Origin of the sequence: Providencia sp. CIM-Carb-044 (assembly GCF_033901115.1) — a bacterium.
In the GTDB taxonomy this organism is placed as follows: domain Bacteria; phylum Pseudomonadota; class Gammaproteobacteria; order Enterobacterales; family Enterobacteriaceae; genus Providencia; species Providencia hangzhouensis.
Genome location: NZ_JAXADV010000007.1, coordinates 85,833 through 108,243, shown reverse-complemented (window position 1 = coordinate 108,243; position 22,411 = coordinate 85,833). Strand labels below are relative to the sequence as shown.

Here is a 22,411-nt window from a genome sequence, read left to right as displayed (position 1 = left end):
CGGTATGGTTAAAATCAACTCAAGAGGAATGTTGAGAATGTCTCACGAAAACGTTAACAGACACGCAACAATTGCAATCAGTGAAGTGTGCGCAAATTTCACCCGCAACCTGGGTACAAAACACGAAGAGTTACTTTGGGGACTAAAGGCGACCCATGAAGTTTTGGACGGTACTGTCGAAACGGTAATGACAATGGCGAATCACAAAAAGATCGCGGCCGTTAAGGTGTTGGCTGATACCAATAGTGATCTGGCTGCACTTGAAGTATTTGCGAAGGGTCTGCAACGCAACACTCTGGTGTATATCCATCATGCTGATGAATGGGATCAGGACGTTCTCTTGAAGGTGATGGCATTGTTCGGGGCGAGGGAATCGAAATGCATGCTGGGCTTCACTGAGCCTTCACGCTTGTGCTTCGGGATTTACATGTTCCTGGTCAGCTATCAAGTTGATGCTGAGAACAAGGTCTCCCGCTGGTCTCTCAATATGAGCGCGCCAATCCATGAGCTTGCCTCTATGAGCTAACTTAACGCATCGCCATAGCACATCTGAAGCCGGGCACCGTCCCGGTTTTTTACGCCTAATTTTAAACACGTCTCCCTCTGTAAAGTGAGCCTTCAGGCGATCAGTTAGTGAGCCTTTAGGCGACTCTCGGGCTTTCAACGGGCGCTGGGGTATCAAGAATGAATTCGGGATGGCCGGGTTTGTTTTTTTTGCGGTGACTATTTGCGATCGGGAAAGGTGGGAAGGTAAACGAAACAAGAAGGAGCGATTTTGTTTTTGTTTTGTTCTCGATGTGAATGTAATTCGGGTAAACAAAGTGAGAATGAGGTACGGAAATGGCGCTTTGTTTTTTCTCAGGGATTGCGGGCAATGATATGGGTGGGATTGTTTAGGGTGTTGAGTTAGAGCACTTCGCGGGTCGCGGATGGCGGGTTCAGTATGAGGTTTAGATGAGCAGGATGCCTCGAATGATTTTCCTCCGGGGGTTGTTGAGGGGTGTGAATGCATTTTGGATTTTTGGAGTGAGTTTCCTCCGGGGGTTTTGGGGTTTTTTACGGTTTATTCCACTGGGGGTGTTAACGGATTTGGTTTTGAGTCCGTCCCAAAACGGGCGCAAAACGAGGCCGATAACCTTTGCCTGATTTTTTTGGCTCCCGTACTCTTTGAGTCGTTTCTCGGGTGTGAAAGAGGGTTCAGCTTTCCACCCGGTTATTTGAGAAGGAAGCCCTGAGGGAGAGTTTTGGGGGTCCCCATAGTTCACGCTGTTGAAAAGTGTGGAGCCGAGCTTGTCGGATGCGGCGGAATTGCCACAGAGCGATCGGCGCAACGAGCATCTGGGGTGGGAGAGCGCACAGAGGTAGTTGCGTTGACGTTGAGCCTGGCGCTGGTGGATGAGATAGGTTTGGTGAAGTTACTTTGTGATTTCGCGGGCAAGGCATTCAGTGACGAAATTGGATACTCATCATTGGCTTCGTTAAGCAATTTCGTCACGGAGCGTATGGGTCTTAATATTCATCTGGTGATGTTGTGTCACAAGGTGGGTCACTCTGTCGGGGGCGAAGAAAGTGGCTTTATCGCGATTTGGTGATGAGGCTGGGCAGGGTTTTAAAGTTCTGAGTTTTGCTCTCGTTATCCGTGGGGGATGTCGAGGGCTCAAGTGATTGGATTGGCCGATCACGAACTAACAATCAACGAGGGGTAAGCATGAGCATCGAAGCGGCAAAGGCACCGAGTGAGTCTGGATTGTTTGGCACTAAAATACCGGCACCGGGATCTCTGTACTGGTTTAACGTATCGTTACTGTTTCTGGTTGTGGCGGGGATGAATGCCCTGGCTGATGGAGCGTTTCCGAGCCTGTTTATCTGTTTCGCTTTATTTGGTTGCGCGGTGTATGGGTGGCTAAGGCCATTGACAAACGGAGAGCAACGTTTGGTATCCGTTCCTGGTTTTCTGTGTTACGCCGGTTGCATGTGGGCGATCATGAACATTCAGCAGCATGTACTGCATGAACCAATTGGGTTTACTGGAACCATGTGTGTGGTGTTGAGCTCGTTCGTCGGGTTCTATCTGGGTCGCTATACCCGGATTGGGCGTTTCTCGTTGAAGCCTCTGACCGAGGAATAACGCGAGCAATATGCTGGATTTGAAACCGCCTTCACTTGGGCGGTTTTTTCATTTTGGGAACCGTGAACAGGAAAATAACTTGTTGTTCTCCTGTGAGGGGTTGGCCGAGAGAATCGCTGGCAAGTTGTGTTAATCCCGCTTTGTCGGAGGGTGCTTGGTGGTAGGATTGACCACAGACAAGAAAACGACACAGGAGAAGCGTATGGAGTTGGCAGGCAAGGTAAAAACGGCAAATGGTTATGCGCATGTTTCAGTGGAAGCGAGCTTCAGCCGATCGGTACATGGTGAACAAGTAGAGTTTCTGGTTACCCGCTCCATGAATGACCATCACCTGGTGGTCACCCATAAGCTGTCTGGCCGCATGGTGTGCCCGATCGACTTCCTGGCAACGGCATTGGAAGGGGCTGAGTTAGCGGGCCGTAAAGCGCTGGACTCGTTCTTGTTTGGTGTTGGGGAAAAACGTTTTATCGACGCCGTGAGTCGCTCCACGGCGTCGTAAAGTAGATCGGAGAAGGATCGGGATCCCTTCTCATTCGCCATGAAAACGTCTCAGGGCGACTTTTTGATTTAAATCCACATACGATTGCACTGGAAACAAAGAAACGCCTCTGGGAGCCGCTGAGGCGTTTTTAGCACATTTTAAGATCCCTTGGTTCAGTATCACTACATAGGGTGGAATTATGTCTGGGTGTATCCATGCAGTACATAGCAAAAAGCGGATTGAAGCCACCAGCGACGTGAGTACCATCCTCGAACGACTGGAGTCAGTAGGCATTGTGGTTGAGTATCAGTGCCGGGAAGGTTACTGCGGTTCGTGCCGAGTGTCTTTACTGGCCGGTACGGTGGAGTATGTGACTAAGCCCCTGGCCTTTGTGAATCCAGGCGAAGTGTTGCCTTGTTGTTGTCGTCCCCGAACTGACGTTGAGCTGGATATCTAATCGCTTCCGTCTGTTCCGTTCGATAATTCATACACGATATGATTAAGCGCCACCAGCAACAGTGGCGTTTTTTTCTGGTATCTCTCATACGTAATCAAGCGCTCTCACTTACCCAAAAAAGACGTTCTACTGTGGCCGCTCGCTATTCGTCAGCCAAATGCACCGTGCTAGCTTTGTTTTAAGATTAACAACCGGAGTATTTACGATGGCACTCTACGACCCCTCTCAAGGTGTTCTCCTTTCCATCCGGGATGACCGCTTCAGTACCATTCGCCCAATCATGCGCCCAGTAGTTCTATTGGTCATTGCGGTGCTGGTGGTAAAGCTGTCTATGTGGATTAACGACGGCAGTTCCTCTATGCCGATGACATCACTCCCAGCCATTTCCTTCTCGCTGATCGGTAGTGGGGTATTGGTATTTGCTCTCTTTGTTATGCGTATACAGCGGCGTGCTCGCTATCACCTCTATCTCGATTCCATTCTGGAGGAACAAATCACATTGCAGGCCGGTGACATGGATGCTGATTCTCAAAGAGAGATTGAGGCCTGGCAACAAATTCAGAAGAGCAAAATCAGTCAGTAAGCAGTAAAGACCCGTTACAAGTTGGCTTTAAAATCTGCGCGTTAAAGCGTTTATGAAATCGGAGAGAAGATGACTTTGCCGAAGTACACTAAACAGCAGCTTGAATTCCTTCAGGCAGATACGTCTGGTAATTTGACTGTGTTGGAGCGGTCGCTGGTGGCGCAGTTGTTGGCAGCTATGCACGTACAAGTAAAACAAGGCTCCGCCCCGGATTGGATACTGACCCACAGCGGGAAACGTTTTTCGTTCCAAGATATCAACCCTGATGCGATTAATATTGAGGATATCGCGACGGCTCTGTCCAATATCTGTCGTTTTACCGGTCACCTGGATCAGCATTACAGCGTGGCTCAGCATTGCGTGCTGGTCAGCCATTTGGTTGAACCGCATCTTGCGTTCGAAGCCTTGATGCATGATGCCAGTGAAGCATACTGCGGTGATGTGAGCAGCCCTCTTAAAGCGCGCTTGCCGGACTACCGTGAAATCGAAGGTCGTGTCGATCGCGCTATTCGAGCAAAGTATGGTTTGCCGCTGGTGGAGTCGCCGGAGGTGAAAGTGGCTGATTTGCGTATGCTCGCAACTGAAATGAGTATGTTCGGCCGACATGGTGCCCAGGCGTTTCCGGATCCCGCTAAATATCCACCAGCGGATTTGATGGGGTTACGACTTCTCCCGGCGGAGGAAGCCCGCGTTGCTTTCCTTCAACGTTTCGAGTTGCTTTACCCTGGCGGATAACCCAAAAAAACAGAACCGAGGTATATCAGAAATGATATGCTTCGGCAGATTATAATCCCAACAGGTTAATATCCAATGAAAAGATTGCTTATTTTATTGTCGCTGACCCTTGCGTTACCTACATTGGCTCAAGCTACTACGGCTGAGGGTGAGTTGCCAAAACTGCATCTGAACGAAGAGAACGAGCACATCGCTCGCAAGGTTGCATTTGATTATTTAGCAAATGCAAAGATTTTCATTTCCCAGGGTACGGTTTCTAAAGACACGTTAACCTATGAAGCCATCATTGCAGACCAGAGATGTACCATTGAAATGGAGTTAGAGACCCTCCCGGTTCAGCGCTGGCTCGTCAAAAAGCTCGACTGCAAAAACTGAGATCTGCTGCGCCATTCATATCGGCAGACCTAAGCATGATGTGGTTTGCCAATCTCTTTGCAATTAATCCCCGTTTTAACACCTTCCAAATTTGTCGTCCTTTTAACTTCGTCAGCGGTAAAGGTCATGGTTAACTATTAACACAAAAATAATTAACACATGGAGTTACAATGTTAAATCTGATTGCTCACCTGGCAGAAAGTGGTCATCAAGTTTGGTTCGGTGAAAACGATACTGTGACGGTGACACAGGTTCGTGGTGATTCGCGAGTGGTTCTTGAAAGCATCCTCGCTAAGGAACCAGCGGCCATCCTGAATCTGTTATCCCGTTATGGGGCTAGCGTTAAGGCTGTAGATGATAAACTGCTTATCTGGCGTGACGTAGATGGTGATGACTGGGCCTGCGATCGTGGTCACCTCTATCGTGGCATCAGAGGTGAATATGGTGTTCGCTGGGAAGTGAAGCTGATACATGGCATCAATATCCACTCCCCATTCGATGCCGTGTTCTGGTTTGCTATACCTTGGGCGTCCCGCGTTGATGTGAACGTCCATTTCTCTATCGGTAATTCGCTCCTGGTTGCCGCTCCGGCTTACATCACCCTGAGCGGCCAGTTGGACAAAGAACAAGTTATGGCCTGGGTGAAACTTTCCGGAATGCAAAATGCCACCAGCATTACCGAACGGTAATACGCCATCTAAACTATGGGGGGATCTCCCCCATTCTGTTTTGCCCTCCCCTCTCAAAAAAATATCTTTTTTTCCTTCGATTTGCTTCGTCAGCGGTTACCCGTGGGTGATACTGTTTTTAGAGGCAGTAAACAAAACGAATAACAGTTATCGAGGTCATTACTATGAACGCTATCAACCAAAAACCAAAACGCCCGAGCCAGACTCCGGCTCAGTTCATGCGCATAGCAAACGAGTCCGACCTGTTCAAGAAAGGTCGCACGTTGTGGTACCACTACAGCAGCAGCTTTGGTTATGAGCGTGAGCTGGTTCGTTCTAACACTCAGCGCCTGGCGCATGGCAGTGGTCTGCCGGTCTCGTTCGTTGAGCGTGCCATCAACCATTATCTGACCCACTGATCCACCAGCGTAAGGACAAAAGCGATGAGCGCAATCAACGGTACATACTGGGTCAAGAACGGCCACACATTTGGTTATACCTTTCCTGAGCAACCGAACATCTTAGGCGTTCTGGCAAGCAAGCCGCAGTTAGGTGCGTGCCTGTCTATGGAGCCGCAGCTGATCACCCCATCGGATGACATGCGTAAGGCCACCGTGCAGGACTTCGATTTTTTCCGCGTTGTCGTCCCTTCGGACTTCAAGCCTGAATAAAACCCTCGGTGCTCTTCGGGGCACCCTGCATTGAGAGTTACCTCCATGATTGACGAACTGAAGGGCCTGATCGTAATGCTCCTGGAAGATGCAACGCGTATTCAGCAGTTGGAACCAAACGCCGGAACATCGGCACGCATTCAAGCCGCTAAAAAAGCCTTGGCCTCTGGAGTATTCGACACACTGTTAATGCTGGTGGCTTCCAATTATCGCTTAGCAATTGCAGAAGCTGGGTATGAGTATGTCATTGGCGCTGATGGTTCGCTGATTGTCAGGGATCCTGTCCAATGCAGTAACGGTGCTTTCAAGTGGGTGGAGCACAAAGACGTTGTTCTGCGTAGCAACGATGATGCTATGCAATTCCTCATTGAGCGAAGTTAGGGGGTAGGTATGTTTCCTCAGGGTATAGAGGTGCGCGCACACCGTTACACTCAGGCGGGTGGCAAGCGCATGGTGCAATACAGCACCCCAGGCACCAATGGTTGGCTGATCACTAACGGCAGCGTAAGTGACTTGGCAGATGTACAGTCACGGCACAATGCTTTGCTAATACATGCCCGCGATAACGGCCTATTGGTGAAATCCCTACACTGATTAGCCATTTCAAAACTCGATACCCTGCCCGAACGCGCGTCGAGCGGGGTATGTCTGCTTGCCAATTTTGCGGCCAAGAGTTTGGCTCTGGTTTTCCTGGGGAATGGGATGAAAGGGCGCGTATTTTTTATCGTGATTCACTTCGTCAGCAGTTCGGGTCGTGTGAGAATTTAATGAGTAAACAAAACAAATAACACGAGGAAAACCGATGCATACTTTAGCTGAGTTGTTACGTTACGCAGGTATCACTTCCCATAAACGTACCCTGCTATCCATCCGTCAGCACACGACCAATTGGGGTCGCTCCGGTCGCGGTGTGCGTCAGAAGCCTCGTTACACGGTCTGGTACGACACCGAAGACAATAACGACCGTATTGTCTTTACCTTCGATGCTGTGCTTAACCTCAAACGTACCGCGCCGGAAAAGCTGGCGGATATCGATATTCAAATCAGTCATTACAGTGGCTGGGATCCCGTGAAGCGCAGATTGACCGTCACCCACCCAGAACGCTACCTGAAGGTCGATGGCATGGTTGAAGGTGGCGGTGAGAAGACCAAAGCCCTCTGGCAAGAAATCATCGCGCTGACTGAAGGCATGGAACGTGACGATAAACTGAGTTCGTATGAGATCACGTTCCTCGCAGCTTAATTGACTGACGACTGACCGCTCCGGCGGTCACTCCCCCTTCCCTATACCAATAACGAGGCAATAATGGGATATGAGATAATCATCACCTCTGACGAGGTACAAGCTGTTTTCGATTCACTCTTGGCAAGCGCGCTTACGGGTGTGGCATCTACCCTTTGGGACAATAACCGTCCATCGGGGCCGAGGGATAGCGAAGCGGCTAACGTGGCATTCAATCTTGCTGAAGAAGCCTTTAAACTCAGACAGGCATATTGCCGTCGAGCGTAATTGTATCGCCTCCGGTTACGGGGGCTAATTTCCCAATCTGAGGAATTTGTATGAATTTCGGCACTCGTGAGTACCTGATCAATTATCTGATGAGCAATTTCAAAGAAGGCCAGATGATTGCCATCGATACACTGACGCTCGAAAACGTCGCGGATGTTGCTTCTGACCTTTCCCTGGAACGCGCCCTTACTCCAGCCGAACAGGTACAGGTGCTGAATGCGGTAGTCAGTGATTATGATGTGAATACTGGGGCTGGCTTTGACCATATTCGCAAAGAGATCGCAGCTCTGGGTATTGCCCAACAGGACGGTGACAAATGAAAAAGGGGCTGCGCAAATTTTACTGCACACTGCCAAATGGCAAAGTGCAAGAAGCGGAACTGACGTGGAAAGCTACCCATGCTGTTGCCTGCCGAACTGGAGAGCGTGACTGGTATGCGCACTCGTGGTGCTCTGCAAAATCTGCGGCGTTGCGCTGTGTCGAGTTAACGCAAAAGGAACAGGGCGCTGAAGTTGAGATCTTGGTCGTTAAAGAAGTTCCACCCGCTGCGTAGCGAGTGAATCAAGTCGCGTGAGGTAGAACAATGCTGATACTTACAACCGATCTCATTCCTGATATTTATGCCATACAAAAAATTCATGGGATGGTTCAAGTCATCGCTAATTTTGAAGCCAATAGGCGGGGAGTGATACCGTCAAGGCAAGCTCGCGTCGCATTGGAGGAATTAAGTGCGGCTGCATCCGAGGCGTCAAATGGCGAGGCGAATGCCGTGTACGGTGTTAAAGCAACACCACTCCTGAACGGCGGCATGCTGTATATCGGAACTGCGGTAACCCTCAAGTGATGCAGCGGTAATAAATATGTTTTTTTCATCCTTTTGCCTTCGTCACCGGTTGGTGCTGGTGGATACTGGAAGTCCAACAACTGATAACACAAACGAGGATACACCATGTCTCTGAACCCAACTCTGGTCGCGATGTTCATCTTCAGCAGCTTCAACGAAACCCGCGTCCCACTCATCGTGAATGATGACACCGCGCAGGAACGTATCGACTTCAACGTTGCTGGTGGTGGTGAAATCGAATGTGCCGATTGGATCCGTGAACTGGCTATCGACATCGTTGAAGAGTGCGATGAGACCTTCACCGGGAAAGAAGGGCCGGGCATCTGGTATTACGAAGTGGCTGAAGTTATCGGCGCTAAGATCGCGAACGATGCTAACGAGGGGCACGTTTACCAATGTGACATCGTTAAGTTCGCGCTGGAGCAAACCACCAGCTGGGTTAACTCCTAACGTCCATCCACCAGCCGCCTGCGGGCGGCTTCATTTTATCTGCCGGGAACTCTGCTATGGTCATTAGCAAACTGAAGGTGGGCGATACCGTATGGTCTATCACTCGCCACAAACTGGGGAGCACGAATATTCCCACCGTGTCTGTACACCCTGTCCTGATCGTCGAGGTCAATGAGACCAGTGTTATCGCAAGCTGGAATCACAACAAGCCGAAGCCGTTTGGCTTGAACTCCATCAAGGGATGGAAAAAAGAGAAACCTGTTCTGATCAAGGGGTTGTTTGGTAGTCAGCGCCTTGCCACAAGAGCGGAAGTCGCTGCGTTACAGACTCAATAATTCGTCAAACGTACATTCCCTCTCAAACACAGTAATGCCAGTGCATTGGAGGGGGTGACCTATCTTTTAAATGTGAAAACAACCCCCTTGTTCGCCAACCCCCACCCTGACATTCACGATGCGAATATTTAATAATTATGCATTACAATGCACTTTTACCTTGTCTTGCGCTCAATTTGCATTAATAATAATGAAAAACAATTAGAGGGCTATTTATGTCAATTCTTGATCAAATCCTGGTCATCGGCCAGCGAATGAAAGCCGAGCAAATTTCTCTGAAAGAATCCATCACCGAAGCCAATACCATCAAGGTCACTGATGAGCAGGTAGATGGCTTAGATAGACTCATTTATAACCATTGCCTGAACAAAACGATGCTCGCTGATTTCTTCGGCAAGTCACGTAATACGTTCACTAAAATTCTGACCGAGTTACAAGATCAGAAAATTATTGGTGAGCCTATCTTCCAAAACAAAAACCACCTTTACACACGATTTGACGTGCAGGCCATCATGAATGAGTTGGGCGCGCCCCGTTACTCCGACATGTATGAGTCTCGGGTTATCGTCGTTGAAAACCACAAAGGTGGTACAGGCAAAAGTACCACGACCGCGACGATCGCCTTGGCGTCAGCTTTGGATTTAAATCTGAACGCGCGTTGCTGCATCATTGACCTTGACCCCCAAGGGTCTATCGGTAACAACCTGATCCGCTCCACCAGCGAAGATGATATCTATCTGACTATCACTGATGTGCTGTTAGCCGAATACGAGCCTGAGGGTGATTTCTCACAGTACATCAACGCCGGTTACTCAGAAGCGGACATCATTGCCAACATTCCGTTTAGCACTCACCTGCCAAATATGGACGTCATCACGGCCTTCCCTACTGATGACCGTTTTACTGATACCTATTGGCGGTTGAACAAGGAAGAGCGCAATACGCTTTTAACGCGCTTTAGAGATGTTGTTATCCCTGTGCTGAAACAGCATTACGACCTAATCTTCATCGACACCCCACCGCAGGACTCACCAATTATCTGGTCTACGAACGAAGCCGCCGACGCCCTTCTCGTTCCTATCACTCCGCGTGAATATGACTTTGCATCCACGACGAACTACATGTTGACGATCGGCGCTCGTCTGCAACAACTTCCATCCAGGGGTGAAAACATCAAATGGATGAAGGTGCTGGCTGTTAATGTCGATGATAAAAGCCAGCACGAAGTTCGCACTCTGAATAAGCTGGTGCGAACTGTGCAGGACAAGTTTATGACTACGAACATCAAACACTCTGAAGCGTTTGTTGCTGCGGCCGAACGAGGCCGCACCGTCTTGGATATCAAGAAGTCAGAAGACCTGTGCCCTGCAAAACAATTTGACATGGCAGAAATGTCAGTCACTTCTGTGTATCAGCAATTTATTAATGAAATCAAAAGTTTTTCGGCGAAAAGTGAGAAATAAAAATGACCGACGTAGAAAGAGGCACAAGCAAGGATATGTATCTGGGTGCAGGCAAGCGAACCGGCTTTGAGCAAAAAAGCGGATTACCACCACTGCGGGGTGCAGGCGCACCTAAGAGAACATTCACCTTAAAAGATGGCCGTAAAGTCGATGCCGAGCATGTTGTCGTTCCTGGCAGTAAAGTATCTGAGCAAACAGTGGTTCACGCCCTCAACCCACGCAACCAGGAAGCGCTCGACGAGAACTCCATGCGTGACATCCTTGAGCAGATCAGGGAAAGAGGGGTGGATACCGAAGGTATCGCTGTCCGCGTAGATGGAATCTATCAACTCATTGAAGGTAGCCGACGCCGCTACTGCTGTGAAAAGCTATCAGCTGATTTACCGCTGTGGGTATTACCAAACGATATCTCAAACGAAGATATCTTCTCTATCATCAGCGCCGCACAAAGCTCTCGCAAATTCTCGTATCGCGAAGTTGGTATGCAGTATTTGAAACTGATGGAAGAGAATGGTTTCACGACCAATGAGGAACTTGCGCAGCATATCGGCATTAGTACCGAGTCTGTCCGTAAGCGGATTCAAGCTGCCCAAATCGACCCTCGCCTGATCGCTCTGTTCCCAGATTGCGAAGGTATCCCGAATACTTTCTATAGCCGTTTAGCGAAGGTGCAGGGTTCGGCGAAGAAGGAAATGATCGACATTGGTGAGCTGTGCCAGGAAGTCCAAGACAACCGTAAGGACAAGCCTGTTGAGAATATTCAGGAGACGCAGAAAGATATCCTGGAAGAAGTAGCCACTATGTTGGAAATCATGGCTGATAAAGCGAAGCCCGCCGCTGCATGGAAAACATCTGATATTGTCGCATTCGAGAACAAGGATCAGTATGCACGAATCAGTTACAGTGGTAACGGCCGGAAAGTCCGCTTTGAGTTTAACAGGCTCAATCAAAAAGTCGTCGAAGACATAGAGCGTCTGATACGTCTGAAGCTAACAAAAAGTCTTCAGGAAGACAGTGAGTAAGTTCTTTTCTAAGCCACCTACCCCGGTGGCTTTTTCTTTACAGCCCTCCCCTCCCCTCATTTCCTGTAGCAAAAACCATTTTTTTCGCCAAAAAAACCAAAGTTTAAAATCGCTTAATAAACAGCGTGTTACGATAGAATATCAACTAAAGCAGAAGAAAAACCAATAAAAACCACCCCCTTGTTCGCCAAAACAAAAAACACCTCCATCCCCCTTCGTCAACTGTAGAACTGCTGGATAATAGAACTCAATACCGCCCTTACTCGTGGATTAAAAATGCAGATCTCAAAGACAACCCATAGCTTTGCCGAGCGTCGCGGTTTGGAACTGACGACCGAAAACAACGACGGTACCGAGTTGCTGTGTATTTGGGAAACCAATAACGATTGGGAGTGGATTTGCAGCTTCCAACCAACTCAAGATCAGCTGGTATTCTTCGGTAATATCTACCTGCCCCAGGAATGCCTGAACGCCATCCCGGCTATCATCGCCGATGAAACTCAGCTGCGTGCGGTGCTCACCAAAATTGCCGAATCACTGAAAACCAAATCCTGACGCTGGAAAGGAAAATCATGAAGACGTGGACGCCGAACGAGAACATCACACAGGTCATTCTGGCATTTGGGCCTCCGGACATTGAAAAGTTTCTGCCAAAATGGGATCTCATCCCTGACGAATTCAAACAGGGAAAGAACCCCTGGATTGCATTCATTGAGCGTTGGTTTTACCACGGGCTTGAATGCCCACCAGCAGCCAAGGAAGGTGTCGAACTGAAATGGGCGCTGGCGCATATCGTGGTTATCCTGAAAAGCTTCGACCCGAAGCACGAACAAAAGATTGCCGGGTGCGCCTATCTTGCCTCGCTCTGGTTTGTGGAGTAAGTGAACTAAACCGCCTTTGTGGCGGTTTAATTTTGGATGTCACTTTGTCAGCGCTGGTGGTGCGATAAAATTAAATCAGTAAATAATAAATCTATGGGATAGAACGATGAGCAGCAAAACCAAATTGACCGCCGAAGAACAAACGGCAAAAGCATACAGCAACTTCCTGGAATCCAAGGGACTGAAGCCGCGTGCTGGTCAACAAGACATGATCCGCTTTTGCTCATCCATCATTACCAACATTCCCGAAGATAACGACAAGCCTATTGTCGGTGTAGTTGAAGCCGGTACCGGCACCGGTAAAACGCTGGGGTACTGCCTGCCGCTGATCCCGTTGGCGATGGAAAAGGGAAAGACTCTCGTTCTGTCTACAGCAACCGTGGCGCTTCAGGAGCAAGTTGTCGTTAAAGACCTGCCGGAAATCCAAAGCCAGGGCGGTCTTAAATTTTCATACGCTATGGCGAAAGGTCGTGGCCGTTACTTCTGCCGACTGCGCTACGATGCGCACGTCGATGCCGAGCATAATGCGTATGGTTACGTTCGCGACGACATGACGAGTCTGGGTAACGAATTCGCAAGTGGTGACTGGAATGGTGAGCGTGATACATATCCGCTGGAGCTTGCCGACAAATCCTGGAACAAAGTTAATGCGGTCGCCAGCCAGTGCCCTAAGATTAAATGCCCGCATTACAAAAACTGCCCCTTCTTTGCCGCGCGTAGCCGACTGGAAGAAGTCGATGTGGTGATAGCTAACCACGATATCGTTTTGAGCGATCTGTCTTTGGGTGGTGGTGTCATCCTGCCACCGCCGAAAGAAACCATCTACGTTTTCGACGAAGGCCATCACCTTACAAGTAAGGCCATTGAGCACTTTGCCGCAAATGCCTCGTTGGATAACACGGCGCGCTGGTTGGGTGACGTCAGTGACATGGTGATGGACATGCAGACCCCTTACGGTGAGAAGATGAATGACCACGTTTACAAGCTGGTGGCGCTGGCATCGGACACGGCTGCCGAGATGATGACAGTTCGCGGAACTCTTTTATCTTCACTCAACTTCCGGAACGACCACGGTAACATTGACGTCTATCGGTTCCCTGAAGGTGACGTACCCAATGATGTGCGCGCACTGTTTAAAAACGGGCTGTACCTGGCAAACCAAATGCAGAGTTTGGTTGAGAAAATGATAATCATCATTGATGAGGCAGGCGATAAAATTGTCGCTGAGGATAATGCCCGCCACAAAATGGCTATCGGTGATTTAAAGAACCGTGTAGAAAACTTGCTTGAAGCGATGAGTCGTTTTGCTGCCCCGGCGAAGAAAGGTGAGTTTGCAGTACCGGTAGCGCGCTGGGTAAACATCAAGCGTGACAATAAATCCGAGGTCATTATTCATAGCAGCCCAGTGCATGCTGGTGAGCAATTGGATAGAGAGCTGTGGAACGAAGCCTATGGGGTGATCATTACTTCAGCGACTTTGCGGACAATGGGCAACTTCAATGCCTACCTGAATGAAGCGGGTTTGAAAATGGACACGCCAACGTTGCTGGCGAGAAGCCCGTTCGACTACGAGAACAACGGTGTTCTGTTCGTACCCAGGATGCGCAGTACCCCAAAGAATGCCGAGGCGCATACCGATGAGCTGATCGAGTTGATGCCTAAGCTGATGTTACGGCGTAAAGGATGTCTGGTGCTGTTTTCATCCCGCAAGCAAATGACAGAGGTGTGTGAGGGTATGCCGGAGGACATCAAAGAGCACATCCTCATGCAGACCACGATGCCGAAAACGGAAATCGTTTCCCGTCATAAGCTGCGTATTGATCGTGGCGAGCCAAGCATTATCTTCGGCATGGCCTCTTTCAGTGAAGGCGTGGACCTGCCTGGGGATTACTGCGATAACGTGATTATTGCCAAGCTGCCATTTAGCGTACCGAGCGATCCGGTTAGTCAGACGATGACTGAGTGGATGGAGAAGGCGGGGCGTAACACCTTTGAAGAAATAACCGTTCCTCAGGCGTGTATCAAACTTATCCAGGCTGTGGGGCGACTCATCCGAACCGAGACCGATACAGGTGCAGTGACGATACTGGACTCTCGCATCAAGAACACACGGTACGGCCAGAACATTCTCGACTCGCTTCCGCCGTTTCGCCGTGTGATCAGATAGTGGTATCATTCGGTAAACAAAACGAATGAATAGGTGTGTAATGGAAAAGTATGAAAGTGTCATCACTGTGGTATTTCAGTTTGTAGGCAAAGTGCCCGCACCTTTTTCCACAAGCAGCCTGTTTGCCGAAAACCTACTGAAGGGCGAGAAACTGTGGAATGACCCTGGGACAGCAGGCAACCTGATGCTGCAAAAAATTCTGGCAGAGCAGGGCGCAGCCGATCACGACGATGGTAAAATTCATACTCGCACTACGGAGCTGAAAACACACGATGAACGTATGGCTTTCCAAAAGCTGGTGGGTTTACCGCCTTACAGCGATTTGACCAATGCCGTAGGTATCCTGATCGGTGGACTGGAGAAAGCAGGGCGGTTGATTAGTGTGAAAACCACTTCAGCCACCCCGCTACCAAACGGGGAAACTATTATCTCTACCCGTGATGCACAACGTCGTTTGTTCTTCATGAACCAGCACGGGATATGCTTTACGGTAGATAGCCAGTTACTGATCGCTGTCGATAAACTGGAAGGAGCAAAGTTCTTCGCCACAGAAGAAGAGCTGGACGCTGCTGGTGTTAAGCTTTGGGGTGAGAATGGTACAGGTCGCTGGCGCGTGCTGGTGGCTCCGATCGGGGAAGAGATTTGCGGCCTCTTTGAATTCGGCGAGATGACGACCTTGGGTAAACGGCCGGAGGGCAGGATTAACGAACTGTCGTTGTAAGGCAAATCCCACTATGCATAGAAAGCACCTTTTTTGGTGCTTTTTTTGTTTTAGCTATTCGTCAGCGGGTGGAGTGGGATGATACTGATTGCAGGTAAACAAAACAAACAACATAAGGGAATCATCATGAAAACTCTTCTTGCTGCTCTGCGTGTTACTGATCAGGTTCAGCCTGATATTGCTATCCCGGCTTCAGGTAAAACTACTGGCTTTACCTACGACGCTGCCAAGATCGGTTCGTTCAAAGGTGAAACCATTGCTATTTATCCGGCCTGGTCAAAACCTAACTCACACGGCGCGGCCGGTAACCCAACTGAATTCTACGGTGGCTTGCCGCTGTATTCGACCAAGCTACTTGCCTATCAGGCACTGCGTAACGAAATCGAAAAGCGTTTCGCTGCACAGCTTCAGGCGATTGATAAACAGATCCTGGCACTGGAAGACCGTCCATAACCAATAGGGCAGGGGGGTTCCCCCTGTTTATGACAACCACCAGCTGAGGAACGAAAAATGAAAGAACAAGAACTGGTCACCAAAGCGGAACAGCTTATTCAGCGCAATGATGGTTCGCAGGCAAAAATTGTTGCTACGGCAATGTTTGGCGCTGGCCTGCACATGTCGGTCGATGTCTTCGTGCTTCGCCGCGATAGCGCTGACCAGAATTGGCAGCTTTGTAACGACAGGCCACATCCGGATTACAAAACCATGTCCCGTGAGGATTACGTTAAGTTCGGGCGCTCCGAAATGCTGCGCACAGTCACCGCTGGAGAACTGTTGAAGGTCACTGGGATGATCGGTCAACCACTTTCCAATTATCAGTAAAAGCACGGTTGCAGCGCCCCCCATTTTTCCACCAAACATCATGCGGGCCTGGCGTTTTAAAATACCAAAATAAAAGCATCTTTCGAGGTGCTTTTTTTATGTCAAATGCTTCGTCAGCCGTTGGGGGGAGGGGATACTGGTTGCAGGTAAACAAACTAACCGATAACAGGGGTCACCATGAAAGTCATTATCTTCAGCCTCCCAAATTGCCAGCCTTGCCGTATGACCAAAGAGCGCCTGGCCGCAAACGGTGTTGAGTTCGTAGAAGGCAGCATCGAAATTCATCGCGAGCTGTTCCGCAATATGGGCTTCAAGTCTGCGCCGGTTGTGCTGGTGGAGCCTGATGCAGGCGAAGCGGTGTCCTGGTCGGGTTATCGCCCCGATTGTATCAAGGCGCTGATTGACGGAAAGCCAGAAGGCGATGCTATCTCTGGTTATACCCGGATGTGTGTCATGATCGAGATGCGCGAGCCTGAACTGTTTTCGGCTCCTGGCGAAGCCAAGTAAGAAGGTGAATGCCGTGAGCTATCAAACCGTCGCAATCCCTCCAGCCTTAGGGCTTCAACCACCAAGCGGGGCTGACGTTGTCTTGCTCGCCGAGCTGACACAAGCGCTGGTGGATGCAAAAGTCGAAATGAAAGTGATGCTGGAGCCTATCAACTGGACGCCGCCTTCCGGCCGTCCGGTGATGTACCGACAGGACGCTATCGACGTACTGTTTAAAGCCGGGGTTCCTGTTGATCCGGGCGAAGTAGTGTCGGCCACCAGCAATGCCGTGCAGCCGATCGACGATGCCGAGCTGGAAGCGCTGCTGGATATGCGTGACGAAATGGCTGGCACAGATTCGTTTTACAAAGCGCTGGATGGCGCGCTGGATGGCATTCTGGCTCGCCTGTATGCCGCTGAACGTCAAACCAATCACTAAGAGTATCGATAATGACTGTACACGACTTTGTATCAGGAGCGAGTGGCATTTCACCCTTTGCCATTGTTATGTTGGCCTTTTTCATCCTCTTTTTCGTCGTAGCGTGCTGTATCCCTCGCCCATCATTGGGTCTGATGGTGGCGGGCGGAATTGCTGGGCTGGGTGCAATTGCCACAATTCTTTGGATTAACTTTGCTTAGACCTTAAGGCGATTTGTCATTAATGGGCCATTTAAACCAGATTTTATCGGCTATCGGTAAAACACCAGAAGGGCACGCTACCCTGGGTTATTTTCTTCTTGGGCTGATGAGTGTGATATTCGGTTGGGCCCTTTTTCAATTCAACAGCGAGAATGACATTCCTAAACGTTACCGCGTGATGTTGTCACTTTCTCTCTGTGCAATATGGCTGAGCATAGCCATAGAAATCATCGACCATCTCTGAGGAAAGTCGAATGTCACCAGTTCTGATGAACAGTTATTTTTGCGGTGCCGGGCTGATGGATATCGGCCTGAAGAATGCCGGTATTCAGATCGCCCAGTCTTTCGAACTGGACGAAGATGCCGTTAAGACCTATCGCCACAACCTGGGCGACCATATCAAACACTGCGATATCACACAGGAAATGGTGCTGGAGCAGGATAGCTGCCACGGCATGTCGTTTACCTATCCCTGTACGAAGTATTCGACGATCGGCGACATCCACGGCACGCGAACGGGTGATGAGCTATTCCTTCACGCACTGCGCCACCTGGCTGTCGCCCGGCCTGAGTTCTATGTCATTGAAAACGTGCCGGGCATGCAGGCTTTCCCGGTCGTTATGGAAGCCATGACCAAGCTGGCGGGCTATTTCATTCAGGTATTCTGCCCCGTGAAATCTGAGCTGTGGGTACCGCAGCGTCGGCACCGCCTGATCATCATTGGCACACGACGCCCGTTCGATATCCGCCCGCCGGAAAATACGCGCCCAATCCCCCTCAGCGCGATTTTAGAGGATAACCCGGATGTTCGTATCCCTAAGTCGGTAGAAACACGCCTACAGGGCGGATATCGCGATTTACCCATCATTAGCGACCCGGCCAAAGACGATATCGCGCCGACGTGTGTAGCTCACTATGCAAAGGATAAATCGACACGATTAGTCGTTGATAAACGTTTCCCTCTGGGAGCGCGTCCGTATTCAGTGCGTGAATATGCACGTTTGCAAGGGGTTCCAGACTGGTTTGAATTCCCGGTATGCGATACCTCCGCGTATAAGCAGATCGGTAACGGTGTCAGCACCTACGTCGGCGAGTGGGTAGGGATTGAGATGATCCGCTACATGGCGCAGGTTAGCGATAAGTTTTCCCTCATTCATTAACCCTGGAGAAAAAGATGAAATTAACGGAAGAGCAAAAAGCCGACCGTCGGGAACTTGCCATGCTGGTTCAGTATGCCGCTTTGGCATACGCACTGTTTGGTGCAGGCGTCGCGGGAATTCTGGGAGCGTTGGATATCAACTCACTGTGGATGGGAGTCGCGATTGCGCTGGTTTCTCATGTTCTCATTTTTTCCAGGCCTTCTGTCCGAGAGAACTTCCCTGAAACCATCTATTGGTTATCGCTGTGGGCGTGTGCCCTTGGCGGGCCGATCGTGATCGGTTTCGGTCCCTTTGAACCACCGTTTAAAAACCCACTCATTATGGCCGCGCTGATTGTGTTCATCGTTACAGCGCTATACCGTCGGCAGGAAAAAAAGGATATGCAGTAATGAGCCACTCACCAGCTAAAACCACCAGCGAACAGATACTGGAAGCGGGGCTGCGGATAATTCACACCTGCACGCACAGCGATCACCAGGGGTATTATGTGATAGGCAAAAACAGGGCTGTCTTATCCGATTGTGCAACGGTTAAGGCCTATGACGGCGGGGCTGTATCGGTTGAGTATTTCCGTCCTGGCAATATCCCCCTGGTGGTCGTTAACAATGATGATTGGCTCAAAATCATCACTCACCTGTTAAATGAGCCACCTGCACCATCATCGCTAGGCCGGATCCCTTTAGAACTGGTGAATTTTCTGGAGAAGATTGCGGGGCAAACACTGTCGCCTGAAGCCCGCATCCGCGCGCGCGATCTGGCTGAAGGTGAGTGCTTTAAAAATGAAGTGCTCACGTTAACGACGCTGTTCAACGTCTGGATGAGGGATCCGCTGCTGACTGAGTTCGTCTCGCCGCTGAAGCAATATACATTGCCAGGAGAGCACGCCAAACATTTCTGGTCATGTTGCAAATGACAGGGGCGAAAGCCCCTTTTTTTGTACCTGCAATAGCTTCGTTGGCTGAGAGGGCGGGGCGATACTGGTTGTGGAATATAAGCGCCCTTTGGATGGAAAAACGAAACAATGACTACTGAACAGAAACCCTCGCTCGCGACCGGTGCGCCATTAAACGCGGAAACCTGGGCTGATTTTGTCTCCCGCCTGAAATATCACTGCGTCGGCAAAGGCGTTGATGAGCACTGTACCGCAGACCCGTTGTTCGTCGTTCAAAAGAAACGCCTGATCACGGGGCTGGATATGGACTACATCGAAGACCGGCTGGTGGCCGTAGATGATGCTCGCTGGTTTAGCCCCCAAGAATACTGGGATGACCTGGATACGGACGAGCGAAACGAGCTCAACCAAAAATGCCAGGCCGAATACCAAGCTGATTTTCTGGCTATTCGCGTCGATCAGCAATGGGATGTGCTCGGCGAGTTACCAGAGCATACCGTAACCGGCTACGTCTGGGAGTGGGAATACGTCAACGCACACTTCACGCGCGAAGCCGCGCAGGCCTTCATTCAACGCAAAAAGCACGACTACAACAAGTTGGAAATTTTCGTCGATTCGCAGTATTGGGCGAAGGAGTTCAACACCATCCGCGACGCCATTTTGACTGGCAAACTGGTATATCAGGAGAAGAAAGATGACACCAATTGAGATCCAAGGTCTGCTGGACGGCAAATGCATTCCTCGCGACATGAAGGTCAACGAGCCGCTGGTGAATTATCTGGCGCGCAAATTGACTGAAGGCGAGCAGATGCGCGCTGAGAACATCCATCTGGTGGAAGAGCTCAAGCGCGTGACCGACGGTTTGGAGTTTTTCTCCTACAGTACCGACGGCGGTTACGATGAGCACGACAGCGCCGACAAAGCCCGAAAAGCCGCTGAAGAGCATATCGACTACTACCGGGGAGAGGCCTGTGACGGCTGGCCTGAAGAAACAGACCAGGTTGTTTGGGGTATCGTCGTGCAACGCGCCAGTCAGACCGACCTGCGCGAAGTGGGGCCGGAAGACAGCGTGGGCCGTCACATCACTCAGGTTTGTGGCTATGCACTGATGCCTGCACTGGAAAACAGCCCGACGAAAGGTTACATCCCGACGTCTGAAGTGGAACAGCTGATGGCTGAAGGTAAAATGCTGAAAGATGCTCATGCGGCCATTCTTGAGCACATCGACGTGACGGACAAAGGCGCGGCCGGTACTGCGGCTATGATCGCAAACGACGCTCTCCACAACACGGACTACCCGGCGATTGAACGCGGCCTGCGGAAAATCAAGAAGGATGCCACCATCGCAGCGGCAAACCATGCCGGTAACATTGCGCAGGAAATGACGCGTGAAACTAGCCAGGAAGTTGTCAAGGCCGTCGGTCGTCGCCTCCTTGTGCTGGCGGAACATGTAGGGAACGGCCAATGAACAACCTGAAGGCAACGATGCGCCGGATGTTGGATGGCGATGATATGGACTGCGTGAGCGATCGCACAGGTAAAAGCGGCGACTACTGCGAAGGCTTTGTGGACGGTATGCACGAAGCGCTTAACCAGCTGACTGAAGGCGTTGCACCTTTGCTGGCTGGGGCTGAAATCGCTGGGTTGGAGCGCTTTGTTGCTCGCATGTACCAGCGCGCTAATCAGCTAGTGGACGACAGCATGAGCACGGCGCTGATTAACCAGGCGCGCTCTGCGGCGGTATTGGCTGAGCAGATGATCAGCGAACTGAAAGGTGAAAGTAGGCAGTTATAGTCCCAACTTAGCAGTTCTTACTGACCAAGTTGGGATTGTACAAATTTTAATGTCTGCTCATGCCGTAATTTACAAACGACATTTTGGTTCGCGAAGACGCCTGAAAACGTTTTCGCCTGCTCTTTCGGAAGTTGTTTGATCCAGCGAACACCAACAACCCATTCTGAAAGCTCTTCATTGTCAGCGTTTTCGTCTGGGTATTGCGCTTTTAATCCGGCAGAGAGAAGAGGAACATTTGAATCAGTAATGAAATCGCGAATCATAACTGCTGATTTGGTTACTTCTCCAAAACCGACATAACCACATCCCTTCATGTAAGCATAAATTTTGTCACCAACTGCAAGTCGCTTAAGCGCAGATGAATACACTTTCCCTTGACCTGCGCCAATGAATCCAAATTTTCTATTATCATCCCAAGTTCTATATTCGCATTCACCTACATTCACGAACCAACTACCAGTCCAATCATCTTGACTTGAAGCAATGACTCTTTGCTTAACTTCTTTTCGTTCAATATAATCTTTAGCCTCCGGTAACGGAATAATCGTTTCAGGCTTAATAAATAGCTCCCCATTGGAATCAACATATGGAGCCAAGCGAGTGCATTGAATGTCTACACCATATTCTCGCAACCATAATACTGCTGAGATGACTTCCGAATTGAACTCCTTTGAGGCCAAGATAATATGCTGTTTAGTGTTAAGTGACGTGATATCAGCATCGATAAATTGCTCAATTTCTTTTGTTGCATCAAATTCTGATTTACCTAAATACGACGCGTATTGCTTAAAAATCTCACTGGGTAAAAGGCTTGAGCAATACGATGCATATTTTATTGCCTGCCATTCAACGGACGAGCCTGAATCATCCCTTTTTAGTTCTACAATAACAAGTGCTGCCGATTTATTCACGCAAAGCAAATCAAGACGCTTGTTGGAAGTAAGGGTGACCTCTTTTCCAATAACAAGGAGTTCCTGGCCTAAAATAGTTGGACTTTTTTCGATCCACTCCTGAATATCAAAGCGTTCCTTTAGCCCAAGCTCCGAAAAGCTTGTTGGTTTTAGTTTGATTAATGACTTATTTTCTACATCAACACGAAACATTGGTTATATCTCCTTTCAGAGGTT

The 22,411-nt window shown here is 49.7% G+C and carries 39 protein-coding genes; 38 read left to right on the top strand and 1 reads right to left on the bottom strand.

The window, feature by feature from the left end:
- The first annotated feature begins 37 nt into the window (after window positions 1-37).
- The 38 genes from SJ312_RS14855 to SJ312_RS14670 all read left to right on the top strand — a co-directional run bounded on the left by SJ312_RS14855 (window position 38) and on the right by SJ312_RS14670 (window position 21,284).
- Complete coding sequence (locus SJ312_RS14855; protein WP_042847204.1) at window positions 38-526, top strand: hypothetical protein; 489 nt, start codon at window positions 38-40, stop codon at window positions 524-526.
- 883 nt (window positions 527-1,409) lie between these two features.
- Complete coding sequence (locus tag SJ312_RS14850) at window positions 1,410-1,592, top strand: hypothetical protein (protein WP_162762201.1); 183 nt, start codon at window positions 1,410-1,412, stop codon at window positions 1,590-1,592.
- Between the two features lie 116 nt (window positions 1,593-1,708).
- Window positions 1,709-2,128: a hypothetical protein gene (locus SJ312_RS14845; protein WP_144139060.1), complete on the top strand. Its 420-nt coding sequence runs from the start codon at window positions 1,709-1,711 to the stop codon at window positions 2,126-2,128.
- Window positions 2,129-2,330: 202 nt separating this feature from the next.
- Complete coding sequence (locus SJ312_RS14840) at window positions 2,331-2,627, top strand: hypothetical protein (RefSeq protein ID WP_042847195.1); 297 nt, start codon at window positions 2,331-2,333, stop codon at window positions 2,625-2,627.
- A gap of 181 nt (window positions 2,628-2,808) precedes the next feature.
- Window positions 2,809-3,066: a class I ribonucleotide reductase maintenance protein YfaE gene (yfaE, locus tag SJ312_RS14835; protein ID WP_080750913.1), complete on the top strand. Its 258-nt coding sequence runs from the start codon at window positions 2,809-2,811 to the stop codon at window positions 3,064-3,066.
- A 205-nt stretch (window positions 3,067-3,271) separates the two neighbouring features.
- Window positions 3,272-3,649 carry a hypothetical protein gene (locus SJ312_RS14830; RefSeq protein ID WP_042847192.1) on the top strand — a complete coding sequence of 126 codons (378 nt, stop codon included), beginning with the start codon at window positions 3,272-3,274 and terminating at the stop codon, window positions 3,647-3,649.
- A 177-nt stretch (window positions 3,650-3,826) separates the two neighbouring features.
- On the top strand, window positions 3,827-4,384 hold the full coding sequence (locus SJ312_RS14825; protein WP_052219409.1) for a hypothetical protein: 558 nt from the start codon (window positions 3,827-3,829) through the stop codon (window positions 4,382-4,384).
- Between the two features lie 75 nt (window positions 4,385-4,459).
- Window positions 4,460-4,759, top strand: coding sequence for a hypothetical protein (locus SJ312_RS14820; RefSeq protein ID WP_042847189.1), 300 nt, complete (start codon window positions 4,460-4,462; stop codon window positions 4,757-4,759).
- 170 nt (window positions 4,760-4,929) lie between these two features.
- On the top strand, window positions 4,930-5,448 hold the full coding sequence (locus SJ312_RS14815) for a hypothetical protein (protein ID WP_042847185.1): 519 nt from the start codon (window positions 4,930-4,932) through the stop codon (window positions 5,446-5,448).
- Between the two features lie 164 nt (window positions 5,449-5,612).
- Window positions 5,613-5,846: a hypothetical protein gene (locus SJ312_RS14810; RefSeq protein ID WP_162762200.1), complete on the top strand. Its 234-nt coding sequence runs from the start codon at window positions 5,613-5,615 to the stop codon at window positions 5,844-5,846.
- 24 nt (window positions 5,847-5,870) lie between these two features.
- Window positions 5,871-6,098 (top strand): hypothetical protein, encoded by a 228-nt coding sequence (locus SJ312_RS14805; RefSeq protein ID WP_042847181.1) that lies wholly within the window; start codon window positions 5,871-5,873, stop codon window positions 6,096-6,098.
- A 75-nt stretch (window positions 6,099-6,173) separates the two neighbouring features.
- Window positions 6,174-6,479 carry a hypothetical protein gene (locus SJ312_RS14800; RefSeq protein WP_162762190.1) on the top strand — a complete coding sequence of 102 codons (306 nt, stop codon included), beginning with the start codon at window positions 6,174-6,176 and terminating at the stop codon, window positions 6,477-6,479.
- Window positions 6,480-6,509: 30 nt separating this feature from the next.
- A complete protein-coding gene (locus tag SJ312_RS14795) occupies window positions 6,510-6,692 on the top strand; it encodes a hypothetical protein (RefSeq protein WP_162762199.1) in 183 nt (60 codons plus the stop codon).
- Window positions 6,693-6,900: 208 nt separating this feature from the next.
- Window positions 6,901-7,341: a hypothetical protein gene (locus tag SJ312_RS14790; protein WP_042847174.1), complete on the top strand. Its 441-nt coding sequence runs from the start codon at window positions 6,901-6,903 to the stop codon at window positions 7,339-7,341.
- Between the two features lie 63 nt (window positions 7,342-7,404).
- Entirely contained in the window at window positions 7,405-7,608 is a 204-nt protein-coding gene (locus SJ312_RS14785) for a hypothetical protein (protein WP_166268099.1), read from the top strand.
- Between the two features lie 50 nt (window positions 7,609-7,658).
- Window positions 7,659-7,928: a hypothetical protein gene (locus tag SJ312_RS14780; RefSeq protein ID WP_042847169.1), complete on the top strand. Its 270-nt coding sequence runs from the start codon at window positions 7,659-7,661 to the stop codon at window positions 7,926-7,928.
- The gene (locus tag SJ312_RS14775) at window positions 7,925-8,161 is read left to right on the top strand and encodes a hypothetical protein (RefSeq protein WP_042847168.1); all 237 of its coding nucleotides are present in this window, start codon (window positions 7,925-7,927) and stop codon (window positions 8,159-8,161) included. The genes SJ312_RS14780 and SJ312_RS14775 overlap by 4 nt, the downstream gene beginning before the upstream one ends.
- Window positions 8,162-8,191: 30 nt before the next feature.
- Window positions 8,192-8,452: a hypothetical protein gene (locus tag SJ312_RS14770; protein ID WP_042847166.1), complete on the top strand. Its 261-nt coding sequence runs from the start codon at window positions 8,192-8,194 to the stop codon at window positions 8,450-8,452.
- 105 nt (window positions 8,453-8,557) lie between these two features.
- A complete protein-coding gene (locus tag SJ312_RS14765; RefSeq protein WP_042847164.1) occupies window positions 8,558-8,902 on the top strand; it encodes a hypothetical protein in 345 nt (114 codons plus the stop codon).
- A 56-nt stretch (window positions 8,903-8,958) separates the two neighbouring features.
- The gene (locus SJ312_RS14760; protein WP_042847162.1) at window positions 8,959-9,237 is read left to right on the top strand and encodes a hypothetical protein; all 279 of its coding nucleotides are present in this window, start codon (window positions 8,959-8,961) and stop codon (window positions 9,235-9,237) included.
- Between the two features lie 215 nt (window positions 9,238-9,452).
- Complete coding sequence (locus tag SJ312_RS14755; RefSeq protein WP_042847160.1) at window positions 9,453-10,700, top strand: ParA family protein; 1,248 nt, start codon at window positions 9,453-9,455, stop codon at window positions 10,698-10,700.
- Between the two features lie 2 nt (window positions 10,701-10,702).
- Window positions 10,703-11,722, top strand: coding sequence for a ParB family protein (locus tag SJ312_RS14750; RefSeq protein ID WP_042847158.1), 1,020 nt, complete (start codon window positions 10,703-10,705; stop codon window positions 11,720-11,722).
- Window positions 11,723-11,998: 276 nt separating this feature from the next.
- Window positions 11,999-12,277, top strand: coding sequence for a hypothetical protein (locus SJ312_RS14745; protein WP_166268101.1), 279 nt, complete (start codon window positions 11,999-12,001; stop codon window positions 12,275-12,277).
- Window positions 12,278-12,294: 17 nt separating this feature from the next.
- Complete coding sequence (locus SJ312_RS14740) at window positions 12,295-12,603, top strand: hypothetical protein (RefSeq protein ID WP_042847153.1); 309 nt, start codon at window positions 12,295-12,297, stop codon at window positions 12,601-12,603.
- A 106-nt stretch (window positions 12,604-12,709) separates the two neighbouring features.
- Complete coding sequence (dinG, locus tag SJ312_RS14735) at window positions 12,710-14,770, top strand: ATP-dependent DNA helicase DinG (RefSeq protein WP_072035186.1); 2,061 nt, start codon at window positions 12,710-12,712, stop codon at window positions 14,768-14,770.
- A 40-nt stretch (window positions 14,771-14,810) separates the two neighbouring features.
- Window positions 14,811-15,491 carry a hypothetical protein gene (locus SJ312_RS14730; RefSeq protein ID WP_052219373.1) on the top strand — a complete coding sequence of 227 codons (681 nt, stop codon included), beginning with the start codon at window positions 14,811-14,813 and terminating at the stop codon, window positions 15,489-15,491.
- A gap of 78 nt (window positions 15,492-15,569) precedes the next feature.
- Window positions 15,570-15,944: a hypothetical protein gene (locus SJ312_RS14725; protein WP_042847151.1), complete on the top strand. Its 375-nt coding sequence runs from the start codon at window positions 15,570-15,572 to the stop codon at window positions 15,942-15,944.
- A gap of 57 nt (window positions 15,945-16,001) precedes the next feature.
- Window positions 16,002-16,313, top strand: coding sequence for a hypothetical protein (locus SJ312_RS14720; protein WP_042847150.1), 312 nt, complete (start codon window positions 16,002-16,004; stop codon window positions 16,311-16,313).
- Window positions 16,314-16,490: 177 nt separating this feature from the next.
- On the top strand, window positions 16,491-16,820 hold the full coding sequence (locus tag SJ312_RS14715; protein ID WP_052219372.1) for a glutaredoxin domain-containing protein: 330 nt from the start codon (window positions 16,491-16,493) through the stop codon (window positions 16,818-16,820).
- Window positions 16,821-16,833: 13 nt separating this feature from the next.
- Window positions 16,834-17,238, top strand: coding sequence for a hypothetical protein (locus tag SJ312_RS14710; protein WP_166268103.1), 405 nt, complete (start codon window positions 16,834-16,836; stop codon window positions 17,236-17,238).
- A gap of 11 nt (window positions 17,239-17,249) precedes the next feature.
- Window positions 17,250-17,438, top strand: a complete 189-nt coding sequence (locus SJ312_RS14705) for a hypothetical protein (RefSeq protein WP_042847147.1) — start codon at window positions 17,250-17,252, stop codon at window positions 17,436-17,438.
- Between the two features lie 22 nt (window positions 17,439-17,460).
- Window positions 17,461-17,682, top strand: a complete 222-nt coding sequence (locus SJ312_RS14700; RefSeq protein ID WP_042847145.1) for a hypothetical protein — start codon at window positions 17,461-17,463, stop codon at window positions 17,680-17,682.
- Window positions 17,683-17,692: 10 nt separating this feature from the next.
- Entirely contained in the window at window positions 17,693-18,598 is a 906-nt protein-coding gene (locus SJ312_RS14695) for a DNA cytosine methyltransferase (protein ID WP_080750912.1), read from the top strand.
- Between the two features lie 14 nt (window positions 18,599-18,612).
- The gene (locus SJ312_RS14690; protein WP_042847144.1) at window positions 18,613-18,987 is read left to right on the top strand and encodes a hypothetical protein; all 375 of its coding nucleotides are present in this window, start codon (window positions 18,613-18,615) and stop codon (window positions 18,985-18,987) included.
- Complete coding sequence (locus tag SJ312_RS14685) at window positions 18,987-19,511, top strand: hypothetical protein (RefSeq protein WP_042847142.1); 525 nt, start codon at window positions 18,987-18,989, stop codon at window positions 19,509-19,511. The genes SJ312_RS14690 and SJ312_RS14685 overlap by 1 nt, the downstream gene beginning before the upstream one ends.
- 108 nt (window positions 19,512-19,619) lie before the next feature.
- Entirely contained in the window at window positions 19,620-20,198 is a 579-nt protein-coding gene (locus SJ312_RS14680; protein ID WP_042847139.1) for a hypothetical protein, read from the top strand.
- Window positions 20,185-20,958, top strand: coding sequence for a hypothetical protein (locus SJ312_RS14675; protein ID WP_166268107.1), 774 nt, complete (start codon window positions 20,185-20,187; stop codon window positions 20,956-20,958). Before SJ312_RS14680 ends, SJ312_RS14675 begins: the two co-directional genes overlap by 14 nt.
- On the top strand, window positions 20,955-21,284 hold the full coding sequence (locus tag SJ312_RS14670; protein ID WP_042847137.1) for a hypothetical protein: 330 nt from the start codon (window positions 20,955-20,957) through the stop codon (window positions 21,282-21,284). The genes SJ312_RS14675 and SJ312_RS14670 overlap by 4 nt, the downstream gene beginning before the upstream one ends.
- Before the next feature lie 17 nt (window positions 21,285-21,301).
- On the opposite strand, the gene SJ312_RS14665 is transcribed toward SJ312_RS14670, so the two are convergent.
- The gene (locus SJ312_RS14665) at window positions 21,302-22,387 is read right to left on the bottom strand and encodes a hypothetical protein (protein ID WP_042847135.1); all 1,086 of its coding nucleotides are present in this window, start codon (window positions 22,385-22,387) and stop codon (window positions 21,302-21,304) included.
- Window positions 22,388-22,411 lie beyond the last annotated feature (24 nt).